At 37.2% G+C, this 17,172-nt stretch carries 15 protein-coding genes; all 15 read left to right on the forward strand.

Translation table 11 applies throughout. The features are described 5' to 3' along the window. The first annotated feature begins 33 nt into the window (after positions 1 to 33). The 15 genes from ACQV18_RS03955 (at position 34) to hslO (ending at position 17,118) form a co-directional block, all read left to right on the forward strand. Positions 34 to 1,458 carry an NlpC/P60 family protein gene (locus ACQV18_RS03955; RefSeq protein ID WP_428873201.1) on the forward strand — a complete coding sequence of 475 codons (1,425 nt, stop codon included), beginning with the start codon at positions 34 to 36 and terminating at the stop codon, positions 1,456 to 1,458. Between the two features lie 119 nt (positions 1,459 to 1,577). Beyond that, positions 1,578 to 3,614 (forward strand): methionine--tRNA ligase, encoded by a 2,037-nt coding sequence (gene metG, locus ACQV18_RS03960; protein ID WP_428875184.1) that lies wholly within the window; start codon positions 1,578 to 1,580, stop codon positions 3,612 to 3,614. 109 nt (positions 3,615 to 3,723) lie between these two features. Beyond that, on the forward strand, positions 3,724 to 4,509 hold the full coding sequence (locus ACQV18_RS03965) for a TatD family hydrolase (RefSeq protein ID WP_428873203.1): 786 nt from the start codon (positions 3,724 to 3,726) through the stop codon (positions 4,507 to 4,509). Further along, positions 4,509 to 5,084 (forward strand): ribonuclease M5, encoded by a 576-nt coding sequence (gene rnmV, locus ACQV18_RS03970; protein WP_428873205.1) that lies wholly within the window; start codon positions 4,509 to 4,511, stop codon positions 5,082 to 5,084. Before ACQV18_RS03965 ends, rnmV begins: the two co-directional genes overlap by 1 nt. A 49-nt stretch (positions 5,085 to 5,133) precedes the next feature. Beyond that, positions 5,134 to 5,961, forward strand: a complete 828-nt coding sequence (gene rsmA / locus ACQV18_RS03975; RefSeq protein ID WP_428873343.1) for a 16S rRNA (adenine(1518)-N(6)/adenine(1519)-N(6))-dimethyltransferase RsmA — start codon at positions 5,134 to 5,136, stop codon at positions 5,959 to 5,961. Between the two features lie 113 nt (positions 5,962 to 6,074). Next, on the forward strand, positions 6,075 to 6,302 hold the full coding sequence (locus ACQV18_RS03980; RefSeq protein WP_428873206.1) for a Veg family protein: 228 nt from the start codon (positions 6,075 to 6,077) through the stop codon (positions 6,300 to 6,302). Between the two features lie 106 nt (positions 6,303 to 6,408). Then, positions 6,409 to 6,975 (forward strand): aminoacyl-tRNA hydrolase, encoded by a 567-nt coding sequence (gene pth, locus ACQV18_RS03985; protein WP_428873208.1) that lies wholly within the window; start codon positions 6,409 to 6,411, stop codon positions 6,973 to 6,975. Positions 6,976 to 7,035: 60 nt separating this feature from the next. Continuing rightward, positions 7,036 to 10,602 carry a transcription-repair coupling factor gene (gene mfd, locus ACQV18_RS03990; RefSeq protein ID WP_428875355.1) on the forward strand — a complete coding sequence of 1,189 codons (3,567 nt, stop codon included), beginning with the start codon at positions 7,036 to 7,038 and terminating at the stop codon, positions 10,600 to 10,602. A 16-nt stretch (positions 10,603 to 10,618) separates the two neighbouring features. Beyond that, positions 10,619 to 10,882, forward strand: a complete 264-nt coding sequence (locus ACQV18_RS03995; protein WP_428873211.1) for an RNA-binding S4 domain-containing protein — start codon at positions 10,619 to 10,621, stop codon at positions 10,880 to 10,882. Positions 10,883 to 10,944: 62 nt separating this feature from the next. Continuing rightward, complete coding sequence (locus ACQV18_RS04000) at positions 10,945 to 11,328, forward strand: FtsB family cell division protein (RefSeq protein ID WP_428873212.1); 384 nt, start codon at positions 10,945 to 10,947, stop codon at positions 11,326 to 11,328. 36 nt (positions 11,329 to 11,364) lie between these two features. Beyond that, positions 11,365 to 11,889, forward strand: coding sequence for a S1 domain-containing RNA-binding protein (locus ACQV18_RS04005; protein WP_428873213.1), 525 nt, complete (start codon positions 11,365 to 11,367; stop codon positions 11,887 to 11,889). Positions 11,890 to 11,971: 82 nt separating this feature from the next. After that, positions 11,972 to 13,429, forward strand: coding sequence for a tRNA lysidine(34) synthetase TilS (gene tilS / locus ACQV18_RS04010; RefSeq protein WP_428875353.1), 1,458 nt, complete (start codon positions 11,972 to 11,974; stop codon positions 13,427 to 13,429). Between the two features lie 69 nt (positions 13,430 to 13,498). Continuing rightward, the gene (gene hpt, locus ACQV18_RS04015; protein WP_428873216.1) at positions 13,499 to 14,041 is read left to right on the forward strand and encodes a hypoxanthine phosphoribosyltransferase; all 543 of its coding nucleotides are present in this window, start codon (positions 13,499 to 13,501) and stop codon (positions 14,039 to 14,041) included. An 82-nt stretch (positions 14,042 to 14,123) separates the two neighbouring features. Next, positions 14,124 to 16,178: an ATP-dependent zinc metalloprotease FtsH gene (gene ftsH / locus ACQV18_RS04020; RefSeq protein ID WP_428892615.1), complete on the forward strand. Its 2,055-nt coding sequence runs from the start codon at positions 14,124 to 14,126 to the stop codon at positions 16,176 to 16,178. 64 nt (positions 16,179 to 16,242) lie between these two features. Further along, positions 16,243 to 17,118, forward strand: a complete 876-nt coding sequence (hslO, locus tag ACQV18_RS04025) for an Hsp33 family molecular chaperone HslO (protein WP_428876126.1) — start codon at positions 16,243 to 16,245, stop codon at positions 17,116 to 17,118. Positions 17,119 to 17,172: the final 54 nt, after the last annotated feature.

The following is a 17,172-nucleotide window of genomic DNA, read 5'->3' on the forward strand; positions in this document are numbered from 1 at the left end:
TTTAAATAAAAGTTCAAAGAGGAGCTAATAAGAATGAAAATCAAATTTTCTAAGAAGCTATTAACGACATTATTAACTTCATCAATTATACTTTCATCAGTTAGTAGTTTACCAATCTATGCTCAAGATATTGAGGGTATTAATGCAAACATTGATTATCAAGTAAATAATTTAAATGCTGAACAAACTCAGCTATATGCTCAGTTAGTAAATTCATACAATCAAATTGAAACAATTAAAGAAGAGGCTGAGCAACTTCAAAATTCGATTTCAGACGATAACCAAACAATTGAATTATTAAACCAAGAAATTGAAGAACTACAAGAAATGATTGACAAGCGTCAAGAGTTAATTGCTGAACAAGCGGTTGCTATTCAAGAAAAAGGTGGAACTACCAACTACCTAAATATTTTAGCATCTTCAGAATCACTTTCTGATTTCGTTGGACGAATGGATGTAATTATCAAGCTGGTTTCTTCTAATAAGGATTTATTAAATAGTCAAAAAGAAGACATGGCAAGTGTTGAAGCTAAAAAAGTAGCGACTGAAAAAGCTAAAGCAACAAAAGTTGATAAAATGATCAGCTTAGAAGCATTAAAAGGTGATTTAGAAGTTGAAACAGCTTCAGCAGAATTAGCTTACGCAGAATTAACTAGACAAGCAGAATTAGCTGAAGAAAACCGTCTAGCTCTAGAAGCAGAAGCAGCGGCCTTTGAAGCGGCAACTCAAGTAGCAATTATTGAGAACACACAAGCAGTTGAAGAAGCAGTTGTTGAATCTAGTGAAGATGTTGTAACTTCAGAAGTAGCACCATTAGAAACAATTGAAACATCTCAAGAGACTACACAAACAGCAGAAGTTTCATATGAAGTAGTTGCTTCACTAGAGACAATTGAAAGTGAAGAAGCAGTTGTTACAACTCAAGCAGTAGAAACAAGTTTAGAGCCAATTGAGACAACACAAGCTATCGAAACCACTGTTGCGCCAGTTGAAACAACACAAGTTGTTGAAACGAGTCTTGAGCCATTAGAAACAACAGCGGTTGAAGTGATTGCAACCACTGCAGAAGTAATCGAAGAAGTCCAAGCGCCAGACTTGTCTTATAATACTGGATCATTAATCGGAAATGCTGAAAAATATATTGGTATCCCTTATGTATGGGGAGGTAAATCTCCAGCAGGATTTGACTGTTCAGGATTTGTTCAATATGTTTTCAAAGAGACCTATGGTATGGAAATTGGTGGATGGACTGGTGCTCAAGAAAATGCGGGCACTAGAATTTCAATAGACCAAGCACAAGCAGGTGACTTATACTTCTGGGGTAGTCCTGGAGGAACTTACCACGTTGCTTTAGCAACTGGTGGAGGAAATTATATTCATGCTTCTCAACCAGGCACACCTTTAGGTTACTCAAACATTTCAACATTTACCCCATCGTTTGCGGTAAGAGTCTTATAAAAATTAATGAGAGTCAGGAAACTGACTCTTTTTTTATACAATCATTTAATTAAGCAAAAGACTGCTTCTAATCTATGATATAATATGAGAGATAATTTATTTGAAAGGGGCACTCATCCGTGACCGAACAAAAAACTTTTTATATTTCAACACCGATTTATTATCCCAGTGGTAAATTGCATATAGGAAATGCTTATTCCACTCTTGCTGCTGATACCATGTCACGCTATAAGCGTTTAATGGGTTACGATGTTTTCTTTGTAACTGGAACTGATGAACATGGTCAAAAGATTGAACAAAAAGCTGAGGAATTAAATTTAGAGCCCAAAGCATATGTTGATGAAATGGCTGAAGAAATTCAAAAGCTTTGGCAAAAACTAGAAATAACCAATGATCATTTTATTCGTACTACTGACGACTATCATGTTCAAGCGGTTCAAAAGATTTTTGACCAATTATTAGAACAAGGCGATATTTATTTGGGTGAATATTCAGGTTGGTATTCAGTCAGTGATGAGGAGTATTTTACCGAAACGCAGCTAGCGGAAGTCTTTAAAGATGAAAAGGGTAATGTCGTGGGAGGAATTGCTCCTTCCGGCCATGAAGTAGAGCTAGTAAAAGAAGAATCTTATTTCTTTAAATTAGCCAAATATACGGATCGGTTAATTGAATATTACGAATCCGATGATCAAGTGATTTTACCTGAATTTCGAAAAAATGAAATGATTAATAACTTTATCAAACCTGGTTTAGAAGACTTAGCAGTATCAAGGACCTCCTTCAGTTGGGGAATCCCAGTGAAGACAAATCCTAAACATGTTGTTTATGTATGGATTGATGCACTATCTAATTATATCACCTCTTTAGGTTATGGTAGCGATAATGATGAAGCTTTTAAAAAGTTTTGGCCTGCGGATATTCACGTCTTAGGCAAAGATATTTCGCGCTTCCATATGATTTATTGGCCCGCCTTATTAATGGCTTTAGATCTTCCTTTACCGAAACGTATTTATGCCCATGGTTGGATTGTCATGAAAGATGGCAAGATGTCTAAATCCAAAGGGAATGTGATTTACCCAGAGATTTTGATTGAACGATATGGTCTTGATGCGACTCGTTACTATCTTTTAAGAGGGATGAGTTTGGGGAGTGATTCTGTATTTACACCAGAAGACTTCGTTAAAAGCATCAATACTGAATTAGCCAATGACTTAGGAAACTTGCTCAACCGTACTGTTGCGATGATTAATAAATACTTCCAAGGTGCCGTACCTAACAAGCAAGTTTTGCAGTCACAAAATGATTTGGATAAAGAGTTCACTAATTATTTAACAGATCATTTAGAAGCATACCATGAAAAAATGGAATTAATGGCTTTTGATAAAGCGATTGACGCCTTAATGGCGATTGTTTCTAGATCTAACAAGTATATTGATCAAACTGAACCTTGGAATTTAGCAAAAGACTCACAATTAACAGATCGTTTAGCCATTGTAATGTTCCATTTGGCAGAAAGCTTACGCATCATCGGTCATTTATTAAGACCTTTTATGACACAGGCTCCATTGGAAATCTTCAAACAATTGGGTGTTGAGGAAGAAATAAACGCTAATTTAAGCGATCTAGTTTTTGGTCAATTTGCAGAAAATGCGCAGGTAATTAAAAAAGGTGTTCCTATCTTTCCTCGTTTGGAAGTGGAAGAAGAGATTACTTATTTACAAGAAGCCATGTCTCTTGAAAGTCAAAAGGATATTTCTTCAGCTAATTTAACAGTATCTGATCCTGACTGGGACCCGGAAGCAATTCAGTTAAGCTATGCTGAAACGGCAGAAGTAGCATTTGATGATTTTATTCAAACTGAAATTAAAGTAGCAGAAGTTATTGATGTCGACGAAGTAGAAGGCTCCAATAAGTTGTTACGCTTTAGACTGGATGCAGGTGACCAAGGTCATCGTCAAATCTTATCGGGTATTAAAAAATACTATCCGGATTTCAAAGAGTTAATTGGCAGAAAAGTCTTGGTTGTGGCAAATCTTAAACCGAGAAAGATGATGGGTCATATTAGTCAAGGTATGATTTTATCTGCTGAAAGTGGCAAAGATTTACATTTAGTTTTTGCCCCAGATCAAGCCAAAAATGGTTCACTGATTGGGTAAAAAGAATAAAAAGGACAAGTATTCGCACTTGTCCTTTTTATGTTTAATGAGCCTATCTGTTTGAAAAGAACGAGTTATGTTAAAATAACAAAAGATTGGAGAGGAAAAAATGAAATTATTTGATACACACACTCATCTAAATGTCTCCCAATTTCATGGGAAAGAAGAAGAATATTTACAAAGAGCTAAAGAAGCAGGCGTCGGTTTTTTAGCAGTTGTTGGTTTTGATCGTCCTACCATCGAGCGCAGTCTAACGCTTAGCCAAGAGCATAAGCATTTGATTAGTGTGGTAGGTTGTCATCCCACCGAAACCATTTATTATGATCAAGCTTTTGAAGACGATTTACATAAGTGGTTAGAATTAGATCGTGTCAAAATGTTAGGTGAAATAGGTTTGGATTATCATTGGGATACCTCTCCCAAAGATATTCAAGCTAAAGTCTTTAGAAGGCAAATAGCCATTGCCAAGGAACATAATCTACCAATTACTATTCATAATCGCGAAGCAACCAAAGATTGCTACCGAATTCTTAAGGAAGAAGGGCTTCCAGCAGCTGGGGGAATTATGCACTCTTTTGGAGAAGGACCTGAGGAGGCGAAGCGCTTTTTAGATTTAGGTATGCACTTATCTTTTAGTGGGGTGGTCACTTTTAAAAAGACGGAAGATGTCCGTCAAGCTGCGGCCATTACACCACTAGATAAACTATTGATCGAAACAGATGCTCCTTACTTAGCCCCTGTTCCAATGAGAGGAAAGCAAAATGAACCAGCTTTCGTTAAGTATGTAGCGGAAAAGTTGGCTGAAGTTAGAAACCTTTCCGTCGAAGAAGTTGCCCGGATAACAAGTGAAAACGCCTTTAAGCTATTTAATTGGCAACCAGAAGAGGAAGCTTAATGAAAGAAATAGAAGTGCCCACCGAAGTGGTGGTAGTAGAAGGTCGATCTGATACCCAACGTCTTAATCAGATTTTTGGCCCAAGTATTAAAGTGATTGAAACCAATGGGTCGGCCATTGATCAAGAAATCCTCAGCCGAATTGAAGAAGCTAATAAGCAATTTGGCGTAATAGTCTTTACTGATCCTGATTATCCTGGCGAGCGCATTCGCAGAATTATTCGTACTCAAATTCCAAGCGTTAAAGAAGCTTTTTTAAGTCAAGAAGCTGCAAATTCACATCGTAAAAAAGATTCTTTGGGAATTGAACATGCCAGTGCAGCCGATATTCAAGCAGCCTTAAGTAAAGTAACAAAGATGTCGCCTCAAAAAGAATTAAAACCGATACCCATGGCAGAACTGGTGGCTATGGGTCTAGCTGGAACAGAGCAAGCCAATGTTTTAAGGCAGACAGTAGCTAATCATTTTAATTTAGGACACGTTAACGCTAAGCAGTTACAAAAGCAATTGGCTAAGTACCAAGTAAGTCGTCAAGAGATACTAGCTTATTTAAAAAGGAGGGAAGAAAGTGAATAAAGATATTGATCATAAACTAATAGCAACACCCAGTCGTACAAGTTCGATTATGAAGCAGTATGATATAAAAATGAAGAAAAGTTTAGGGCAAAACTTTTTAGTAGAGCCTCAAATTCTACAAAGGTTAGTAGAAGTAGCAGAGATTGATTCAGAAACAACCGTTATCGAAATAGGTCCAGGAATAGGTGCTCTGACAGAGTTTTTGGCCTTATCTGCTAAGAAAGTGTTGGCATTTGAAATAGATCAACGTTTTGTAAATATTCTTCAAGATACCCTATCTCCCTATGAAAACGTTGAAGTTATTCATCGAGACATTTTAAAAGTTGATTTTAGTCAATCAGATTATGCTTACTTACACCAAAGTAAACGCTTAGTGGTGGTCGCTAATTTACCTTATTATATTACGACGCCTATCATTATGCATTTACTAGCTAGCCAGTTGTCCTTTGATTCTTTAGTCATGATGATGCAAAAGGAAGTAGCTGAGCGCATGACTGCGCAAGTAGGAACCAAAGCTTATAATTCACTAACAGTGGCTATTCAGCTTCAAATGAAAGCGGAATTAGCATTTATTGTCCCTCCCACTGTTTTTATGCCCAGACCCAATGTCGATTCTGCTGTGTTAAAATTAACGAGCTTAGAAAATCCATCTCACAACTTTAAAAACAGTAGGTCATTTCAACAGTTTGTTCAAGCTTGCTTTAAACAACGTAGAAAAACCCTGTGGAATAATTTAAAAGTTTATTATCCCAATCAAGAAGCAACTTACTTAGAAAGTTGCTTTGCTAAGGCGGATATTTTACCTAGCCGTCGCGCTGAAACATTAAATTTGGATGAGTTTATTAAGCTTTTTAACATTTTAAGTGAAAGAAATTGATAGAATAATTGTTAGACGATAATGTTAGACGATAATACATTGCAAGTTATTCTTACTTATGTTATATTGTAAAATTTAAGAATTTGTGATATAATATGGTATGAGGTGATAAGATGCCAAAAGACCTGATTGAAATCAAGTCAATGCTTGATGGAAGAGTTGGAGAAGAGATTGTTGTAACTGTTCAAATGGGGCGTAAGAAGAAACGAGAGCGTCGTGGAACACTTGCTGAAACTTATCGGTCAATTTTTATTGTTGACTTAGATGAGGAAGACAATGTGGATCGTGTATCATTTTCTTATCGAGACATATTAACTAATGCGGTTGAAATCGAATTTTAAACTTTCAAGTTTTAAAGAGGCTTACTTGTTATTGAGTAAGGCTCTTTCTTATTTTGTGATGCAAGCTATGGTATAATTAATTGTATATCTTATGGAGGTGTCGCTCTTGAAAATGATTGTTGGTCTCGGTAACCCAGGTGAACGTTATGCCAATACGCGACATAACGCTGGCTTTGAAGCAATCGATCGTTTAGTAGATAAAGAAGGCTTAAACTTTACTGATCAAAAATTTGATGCAGATTTTACCATTTGGCGGAATCAATCAGATAAGATTTTATTAGTTAAACCCTTTACCTATATGAATAATTCGGGACAAGCTGTTTTACCCTTAATGTCTTATTATGGTATTGCGGTAGAGGATTTAATAGTAGTCTATGACGATTTAGATCTCGAACCAGGTCGTATTCGCCTTCGTGAAAAAGGTTCTGCCGGTGGGCATAATGGCATGAAATCGATTATTCATATGCTTGGAACGAATGACTTTAAGCGTATAAGAGTTGGGATTGGCCGTCCACAAGCAGGTTGGAAGGTCATTGATCATGTTTTAGCTCCTTTTGATAAGGACAGCTTACCACTTGTTACTCAAGCAATTGATCATGCAGCGAATGCTTTAACAGACTGGGTTGGTGGAAAACCTTACAGTGAAGTAATGAATTTTTATAATAGAAAATAATCATGGAGTAAGGATATCCCTGCTTCATGTTTTTGTGTTGGATGTATAAGGAGAGATTTGATGTTAGATAAGTTGCAAACGGCAGCCTTTGATCAAAGTATAAATACTATAAATAAAGCAAATAATTCTAATCTTCCTCATTTAGTGACGGGTCTAGATGGTAGTGGGAAAGCAATATATATCGCTAAACTATATCAAGAGGCTCCGAGTCAAATGATTATACTGGAAAGCAATCCGAATCACTTAATCCAAATGTTTGAAGATCTTTCCAGCTTGCTACCTAATGTCGCTATATATTCTTTTCCTGCGGAAGAGAGTTTGGCGCTAGAATATTCTACAGCTTCTCTAGAAGGTCGGGCGCAAAGAGTAGAATGTTTACAAGCCTTATTGAGTAAAGAGCCTGTTATTGCTTTAACCAATGTGTCTGGTATTCGTAAGCGACTTTCGCCAGTTGAAGATTGGTTAGCCAACCAATTGGAATTGACGATTGGTTATGAGATTGAAAGAGAAGACTTAGAAAATATTTTATTTGAACTAGGTTATCAAAAAGTAGCAATGGTTATGACCCCCGGGGAGTTCTCTGTAAGGGGGAGTATCATTGACTTTTATCCTCTAACCGCTCCCTCTCCTATTCGCTTAGATTTCTTTGATGTGGAACTCGATTCTATCCGTTACTTTGATGCAGAAAGCCAAGTTTCAAAGAAAAACCTTCAAACGATAAAGATTGAACCTGCTACTGATGTGCTATTTACTAAAAAACAACAAGAAAGTATTAAAGAGCAATTGGATGAAGCAATTAAGAAGGCGAGTAAAAAAATCAAAGATGAAGAGATGAAACAAAAGCTAAAGCAATTTATGGGTGAGCAGCTTGAAGGTTTAAACCATAATCAAACACTTGATAAGAGCCAAGCTTTTTTATCTTTTTACGATCCTAAGGGGCATTCCCTTTTGGATTATATGCATGTTTCAGGGCGTTTAGTAGTCAATGAGTTCTCAAAAATTCATCAAGAAGAAATCCAATTAATTGAGCATGATCAATTTTGGTTGGAACAGGAAACCTTAAAGGGTCATCTATTTCCCAATCAACCATTAAAGTTATCAGCATTCGATCAAATTAATCAAAGTAAGCATGCAGTCATCTTCTTTGATTTGATTCAAAAGAGTATGGGCAAGCAGGCATTAGCTAGTATTCATCATTTTTCTTACCGGACAATGAATGCCTTTTATCATCAGATGCCATTAATAAAAGCAGAGATAGATCATTGGTTGAATCAAAATCAAAATATTCAAATTATTGTTGAATCAAAAAAGCGGGCCGAAAAGGTGCGGCAACTATTTGCTGAATATCAAATTGATCCGATACATATCCAAGAACAAGATGATTTTCTGCCAGGCCAGGTAAACCTGCTCATTGGAAACCTAAGCCATGGCTTCGAGTTACCAAATGATAAATGGGTTTTACTGACAGAAAAAGAATTGTTTAATCGTATGAAGAAGAAAGTGATTAAACAACAAAAACTTTCTAATGCTGAGCGAATAAAATCTTATAATGAACTGGAAACTGGCGATTACGTGGTCCATATTAATCATGGGATTGGCCGCTATACTGGAATGGAAACCATGGAAATTGCTGGTTCCCATCGTGATTTACTAGTTATTGAATACCAAAATAACGCCAAAGTGATGGTGCCCATTGACCAATTGCATCTTATTCAAAAATATGTTGCCTCTGGTGAAGCTAAAACACCTAAAATTCATCGTTTAGGTGGTACAGAATGGACGAAAACTAAGCAAAAAGTTTCAAGTAAAATTGAAGATATTGCGGATGAGTTGATTGAACTCTATGCTAAACGTGAAAAAGACAAGGGCTTTGCCTTTAGTGAAGATAGTCCTGAACAGCAAGAGTTCGAAAATGCTTTTCCTTATGTAGAAACGCCTGACCAGCTACAATCAGCTTCAGAAATAAAGAAAGATATGGAAAAAGAAAGACCGATGGATCGTTTATTAATTGGGGATGTTGGTTATGGAAAAACTGAGGTAGCCATGCGAGCCATTTTTAAGGCGGTGATGGATGGTAAGCAAGTAGCCTTCTTGGTGCCAACAACTATATTGGCTCAACAACATTACAATTCATTGATTGAACGATTCGCTGATTATCCATTCAATATCAGGATGCTTAGTCGTTTTGTGACCAAGACTAATCAAAAAGAGACAATCAAAGACTTAAAGGTAGGCGCTTGTCAAATTGTAGTGGGAACTCACCGGATTTTATCGAAAGATATTGAATTTTTAGATTTAGGCTTATTAGTCGTCGATGAGGAACAGCGTTTTGGTGTGAAACATAAAGAGCGATTGAAGCAATTAAGATCGCAAGTGGATGTTTTAACATTAACAGCTACTCCAATACCTCGAACTCTTCATATGTCGATGATTGGAGTGAGAGATTTATCTGTGATTGAAACACCGCCGAGTAATCGTTATCCTGTCCAGACCTATGTAATGGAACGGAATGAAGGGGCCATTAAATCTGCCTTGGAACGTGAGATTGCTCGCGGAGGACAGGCCTTTTATCTTTATAATCGTGTAGCTACTATCTATCATCGTGCAGAAGAACTCGCTCAATTAGTTCCTGAGGCACGTGTTGCGGTTGCTCACGGTCAAATGAGTGAAATTGAATTAGAAAATGTTCTATATGACTTTGTTCAAGGAGACTATGACTTATTAGTGACGACTACTATTATTGAAACGGGAGTCGATATTCCTAATGCCAACACTTTATTTATTGACCATGCAGATAAAATGGGCTTATCCACTCTTTACCAATTAAGAGGAAGAGTGGGGCGAACCAATCGACTCGCTTATGCTTATTTAATGTATGATCCTATGAAGCAATTAAGTGAAGTCAGTGAAAAACGACTGAATGCCATTCGTGAATTCACCGAATTGGGATCTGGTTTTAAAATTGCTATGCGCGACCTTTCAATTCGTGGAGCAGGCAATCTTTTAGGGGCACAACAATCTGGCTTTATCGATTCCATCGGGTTTGATTTATATTCTCAATTATTGAAAGAAGCGGTCGACAAAAAGCAAGGTAAAGAAAACCAGCAGGCAGTATTCAATCAAAGTGATACTGAAATTGACTTAGCCATTGATGCCTATCTACCTGCTAGTTATATTGAAGATGAACGCCAAAAAATTGCAGCTTATAAAGCTATCCAACGAATTGATTCCTTTGATTCTTATCGCGAGGTTCAAGATCAATTAATTGATCGCTACGGTGAATACCCTGACCAAGTAGCTGACTTATTAGATATCGCTTTACTCCGGTATTTAGCTAGTCAAACGGGCATGCTTACTATTAAAAGGCAGCACCAATATGTCGTTTTGACTTTCAGCGAAGAAGCCACACAATTTTTCTATGGCCCTAATATTTATCAAGCCCTGCAGGATGTTCAAGCGAGAGAAACAGTCACTAAACCTAAAGATCGAATGCTGGTTAAATTGACCATTCAAGGAAAAGAGAGTTATGAAATTTTAAGTCTCTTAAAGAAATTATTAGAGCAAGCCTATCAAATTAAGCAAAATTATCAACAGCGTCAAAAAGATTTAAATCATGCACTAAAGTAAAAAGGAGTATTAAAGTATGCGTTTAGATAAATTTTTAAAAATATCGCGAATTATTAAGAGAAGAACCGTAGCTAAAGAAGTAGCAGACCAAGGAAGAGTTCAGATTAATAGTCAAGTTGCTAAATCAAGTTCGACTGTCAAAGTAGATGATGAAATAACCATTACTTTTGGTAACCGTGTAATGACAATAAAGGTAAAAGAATTACAAGAGTCAACTAAAAAAGAAGACGCAGCGAAGATGTATGAATTAATTAGTGAAGAATTCACTAAAATTAATTAAAAACCAAATATTATAGGGTGCATTCTTATTAAATTACTGCTATACTCAAAAATGAGAGAGTGGTGAAAAAATTGAATGAAAAAAATAATCAGTCAGCCAATCGTAAAATCATCCCCTTTGATCAAAGCGCAGGTCATATAAGCCCTTCAAAAAGCAAACAGGAGTCTTTATTAAAGTATATAGCGTTTTCAGTAGGGGTCTTTTTGACTTGTTTATCGCTTTTCTCGCTTCTTCAAGCGCTTCATAAGCAAAGTGAAGTCAACAGTCAATTGGTTCAAGCGGAAGAGAGATTGAATAAGGTTAAAGCGGAAAACAAGCAGGCAGAAAAAGAGTATATTTTATCAAAAGACAAAGATTATATTGCCAAATTGGCCCGCAAAGATTACTTTTTTTCAAAAGATAACGAAATAATCTTCGATCTAAACGAAGAGTCAAGTGAACAGTAAAAAAATTAAAGTATTAATAGGAGGAAAAAGAATTATATGGCGGTAGAAGTAGGACAAAAAGTTACAGGTAAGGTTACAGGAATCAAAAATTTTGGAGCCTTTGTTGCCTTAGATAATAATCAATCAGGATTAGTCCATATAAGTGAAATCTCAGATGGGTTTGTTAATGACATCAACGAAGTATTATCATTGGGAGATGAAGTCACCGTGAAGGTGGTTTCGGTAGCTGATGATGGAAAGATCGGCTTATCAATACGCCAAGCAGTTGATAAACCAGCCAACTCTTATCAAGATAAAAAGAATAATGATGGGTCTACTGCCAAGTATCGTAAACCAAAAGAAGCTGCTCGTCGCAATTTCCATCAAGAATATCCAAAAGTTCCGCAAGGCAAGGGTAACTCTTATCCTAACCAAAATGTTTCTGGTAAATATGCTCAAAAAAACAATGATGATTTCGATCAATTAATGAGTAATTTCTTGAAAGATAGTGAAGATCGTTTAATTTCACTGAAACGTAATACTGAAGGAAAACGAGGCGGACGTGGTGGACGCCGTAGTTAATTGATAAAATATTGCCGACTGCAATAGACCTTAGCCAGTCTATTTGCAGTCTTTATTTTGAACGAGGCAGAGGTGGTAAGCTATGGAAGCAACCTTTCGACAATTTAAGAATAAAGTAGAATCTTGGCCCGGTTGGCAAGAATGCAAAACGATTGTTTTAGCTATTTCTGGAGGTGTTGATTCGATGGTTCTCCTCCATTTAATGATAGAGTTGGTTCAATTAAATGAATATAGGGATCGGCAATTAGTAGTGGCTCATTTTAACCATCGACTAAGATCCCCCGAAACTCATGATAAAGAACAGACCCTAGTTGTAAACACGGCTAAGAGTCATCAATTGGTTTACTTTGTATCTAAGTGGGAGAGTCCAAGCAAGTCAAATATTGAAGCAAATGCTAGACAAGCACGTTATCAATTTCTAGCTGATGTTTTAGATGCTAGTAAAGGGGACTGTTTAATGACCGCCCATCATCTAGACGATGCTGTTGAAACTATGTTTATGCGAATGATTCGAGGGACTTCGTTAAAAGGATTGACGGGAATACGTGATAATTATCAAAGAGTCATGAAAGCTAGTAATAATGAAATTACTGTGACAGCCTTGATGCGTCCTTTAATTAATTTTAGAAAAGCAGAGCTCTATCAATACGCTGAGAACCACCAGATTGTTTACTATGAAGATGAAAGCAATCATGAAACAGAATATTTAAGAAATCGTATTCGCAAGCAGTACTTACCTAAAATTGAACTTGAAAATCCGCAATTTTATCATAATTTATTTGCGATGCAACAACAGCTGACCTCTTCCTACCAAGCACATTATGAGACTTATATGTGTCAAGAACCATTATTATTAGCTAAACTTGAAGACAAGCGTTGGGCCTTTGATGTTAAAAAATGGCGTGAATTGTCTGATGATTTTAGAGAAGTCTTTTTGACCATTTTTTTCGAAGAGCGCTTTATAGAAGTGGCTGGTCAATATGATAAAGAGGCTATCAGTCACTTGCTGGATCAAATTTTAAATACTGAAACACCAAATTACCGCTTTAATTTAGCTCCAGGATGGGTGTCGCGTCGAGAATATGATTACATCTTTATCGAGCCGGAAGAAAGAAAAGCACCAGCTCTTTCTGATTATCGAGTGGACTTATCTACCAATAATAAGTGGTTTAGCCTAGGGAATGGGTTATGGATTGGTCTTTTCAACCGCTCTTTTGTTAATAATCAAATGCGTAAGGCAGTAGATGATTTCTTGGCACTTGACCTATCAGAAGAAGAGAATCCCCCCGCCTTTCATATTCGTCATCGTCAAGACGGGGATTTGATTGAGTTGAAGTCAAGCAAAGGAGCTTATCACAAGAAAATTTCTAGAATCTTAATTGATGAAAAAATCCCTTCATCCGTAAGAGATAAAATTTGGTTAATTGTTAATGACACTAACGAAGTGATTTGGATGATTGGTCATCAGAGTTCCTCTAAGTACCAACCACAAAAACCAGAAAATATTACACATTACCTTTTGATTCAAAAGATGTACTAAAAAGGTGCAAGAAAATAAAGAGTTATGTTAAAATACATTAATACACTTTGAGAAAGAAAAGGAGTCAATATGTTAGAACAAGATGTTTTAAAAGTACTTGTAACAGAAGAAGAATTACGAGCTACTGTCCAACGACTAGGTAAAGAAATTACAGCGAATTACCAAGGGAAAGAAGTGCTGGTAGTAGGTATCTTACGTGGAGCCGCTCTTTTTATGGCAGATTTAATCCGTCAGATGGATTGCTATGTAGAAATTGACTTTATGGATGTTTCAAGTTATGGATCAGCTACAGAGTCTTCTGGTGAAGTCAAAATAATAAAAGACTTGAATAGCAGTGTAGAAGGCAAGGACATCTTAATAGTCGAAGATATTATTGATACTGGAAGAACTTTAAAGTATATCATGGATCTACTAAACTTTCGTAAAGCCAATTCTATCAAAATATGCAGTCTACTAGATAAGGCAGAGCGTCGTATAGAAGCAGATGTCAAAGTAGACTATGTCGGAGTTGAAGTTCCTAATGAGTTTGTAGTAGGATATGGACTAGATTATGATCAAAAATATCGTAATCTACCTTATATTGGGGTCTTAAAAGCTGAAATCTATTCTTAAAATAGTCAGTGAGACTAATTATTTTTATCAAAAGATTAAGTATATTTTTAATCAATAATCGAAGTTAAGGAGAAAGAAACGAATGCAAAAACCTAATCCAAATCGAAATCCCTTTCGAAATCCCTTTCGAAACCCCCTCGTTTATATTTTAATCGGTTTGGCTATTTTAGGCGGCTTTAGTTTAATGACAGATGGTGGATCGTTTTTAAATTCTACTAAAAAGATCACGATATCTGAATTTGTTCAACAACTTGAAGCCGATAAAATTGCTGAATTTGAGATGCAACCGGGAGCAGGAGTTTATCATGTGAAAGGTAAGTATCAACCGATAGAAGCTGAAAACAAAACGAGTGATAAAGCGGTTGAAGTCATCAAAGGTGATAGTAAAACTCAATTGTTTGAGACAGATATCTTACCAAATGATTCGACCATTAGCCAAGTGACTGAATTAGCCAAAGAGAAAAATGTAAAATTTAAATCAATGCCGGAGTCTTCAGCAGGTATTTGGTTAAATTTTTTACCTATCCTACTATTACTGATTCCTAGCTTTTTCTTGATGTATACCATGATGCAAGCTAGTGGTGGTGGCGGAAAGGGTGTCATGAACTTTGGTAAGTCTAAGTCTAAAGATGTCTCAAAACAAAAAGTCAAAGTTAGATTCTCTGACGTTGCCGGTGCCGATGAAGAAAAACAAGAGCTAGTTGAAATTGTTGAGTTTTTAAAAGAGCCTAAGAAGTTTACAGCTCTAGGTGCAAGAATACCAGCTGGAGTGCTTTTAGAAGGACCTCCAGGTACAGGTAAAACCTTACTTGCAAAAGCCGTTGCTGGTGAAGCAGGTGTGCCTTTCTTCTCAATCTCAGGTTCTGAGTTCGTCGAAATGTTTGTTGGGGTGGGAGCTTCACGTGTCCGTGATTTATTTGAAAATGCAAAAAAAGAAGCACCAGCTATTATTTTTATTGACGAGATCGATGCTGTAGGCCGACAAAGAGGAGCAGGTATGGGTGGGGGCCACGATGAACGTGAGCAAACACTTAACCAACTGCTTGTTGAAATGGACGGCTTTGAAGGAAATGAAGGTGTCATTGTTATGGCTGCGACTAACCGTTCAGATGTCTTGGACCCGGCTCTTTTACGTCCTGGGCGCTTTGACCGTCAAATACTAGTAGGTAATCCAGATGTTAAAGGCAGAGAAGCCGTGTTGAAAGTTCACTCTCGTAATAAAAAGTTAGCTTCTGATATTGACTTGAAAGTGATTGCTCAACAAACACCCGGTTTTTCAGGAGCCGATTTAGAAAATCTTTTAAACGAAGCAGCTTTAATTGCAGCCCGCTTTGACCGTAAAGAAATTACAGCGCCTGATTTAGACGAAGCACATGATCGTGTGATTGCAGGACCTGCTAAAAAAGATGCTGTCGTTTCGGAGCGTCAAAGAAAAACGGTTGCTTACCACGAAGCAGGACATACTGTAATTGGTATGGTTTTAAGTGAAGCCCGTACAGTCCATAAGGTGACTATCGTTCCACGTGGTCGTGCAGGTGGCTATGCTATTATGCTTCCTAAAGAAGATCAATACATTGTTACCTATAAAGAATTATTTGAGCAAGTTGTAGGTCTTTTAGGAGGTCGTGCGGCGGAAGAAATTGTCTTTAACCATCAGTCAACAGGAGCCAGTGATGACTTCCGTCAAGCGACAGCTATAGTACGTAGTATGGTGACTCGTTACGGGATGTCTGAAACAATTGGAACCGTTCAATATGAGAGTGATAGCCAACCATTTGCAGGACGTCGCTATGGTACAGAAGACCATACCTCTTATTCTGAGCAAGTGGCTTATGAAATCGATAAGGAAATTCACCGTATTATGAAGGAAGCTTTAATGGAAGCTTATCGTATTATTAATGAGCACCGAGAACAGTTAAATCTGATCGCAGAAAAGCTCTTAGAAGTTGAAACCTTAGATGCTCGCCAAATTAAAGCTCTTTTTGAAACAGGAGAAATGCCTAAATTAGATGAAACGGAAGCAGCAGAAGTTGTGGAAGATCCGTCTGACTTTGAAGAGTCTAAACAAAAATCTTTGGAAGATGACCCTAAAGAAAATTCTAACGAAGATTTGGATTCAAAGGACGAAGTCAAATAGTTAAGTTAAAAGACAGGCCCTCGCCTGTCTTTTATCATCGAATGAAATAGAAAGAAGGGAAAAAATGAAAGGGCAGTTAATCAAAGCATTAGCTTTTGATGATCAAATACGCGTATTTGTAGTAGATGCGACGGACTTAGTTAAGCGAGCACAAGAAAAACATCAAACGTGGCATACGGCTACAGCTGCATTGGGGCGAAGCTTGGTTGCTACAGCTCTCTTGTCAGCCAATCTAAAAGGGGATGACCACCTGCTTGTTCAGATTAAAGGTAATGGTCCTTTAGGATTAATCTCTTGTGATGGCGATACCCAAGGTCGAATTAGAGGGTATGTATCAAATCCGAACGTGGCTTTAGAGTTAAATAGTAAAGGCAAGTTGGATGTAGCGAGAGCGGTTGGGCTTCCTGGTAGTTTGAAGGTCAGTAAATACCTTGCGGATTCAGAAGCTTTTACTGGCCAAGTTGAGCTTATTTCAGGTGAACTGGGCGAAGATTTTACTTACTATATGGCAGTATCGGAACAAACTCCCTCTTCTATTGGCTTGAGTGTGCTTGTCAATCCAGATGAATCAGTTCAATCAGCTGGGGGCTTTATGATTCAAGTTTTACCTGGGACATCTGACGAAGTGATTGATCAACTGGAAACAAGGATTAAGTCGCTTGGTTCGCTGTCAGAGTTAATCGACGGATCAGAAGTGATTACAGATCTTTTGGATTCATTAGTTGGATTGAATAATAGCCGAGTTATTTCGCAGCAACCAGTTGAATTTTATTGTCCATGTAGTAAAGAGCGCTTTCGTAAGTCACTTGCAGTTTTGGATTCTAATATGTTACAGCAAATGATTGACGAGGATAAGGGAGCAGAGGTTATTTGCCAATATTGTAGTGCGACTTATCAATTTAGTGAAGAAGAATTAAAAGCGATCTTAGCTAATCAATAAGATCGCTCTATTATCACCATGACAAACTGAACGACTTCATGTAAAATGAAAGGG

Origin of the sequence: Facklamia sp. P9177 (assembly GCF_050409585.1) — a bacterium.
Classification (GTDB): domain Bacteria; phylum Bacillota; class Bacilli; order Lactobacillales; family Aerococcaceae; genus Facklamia.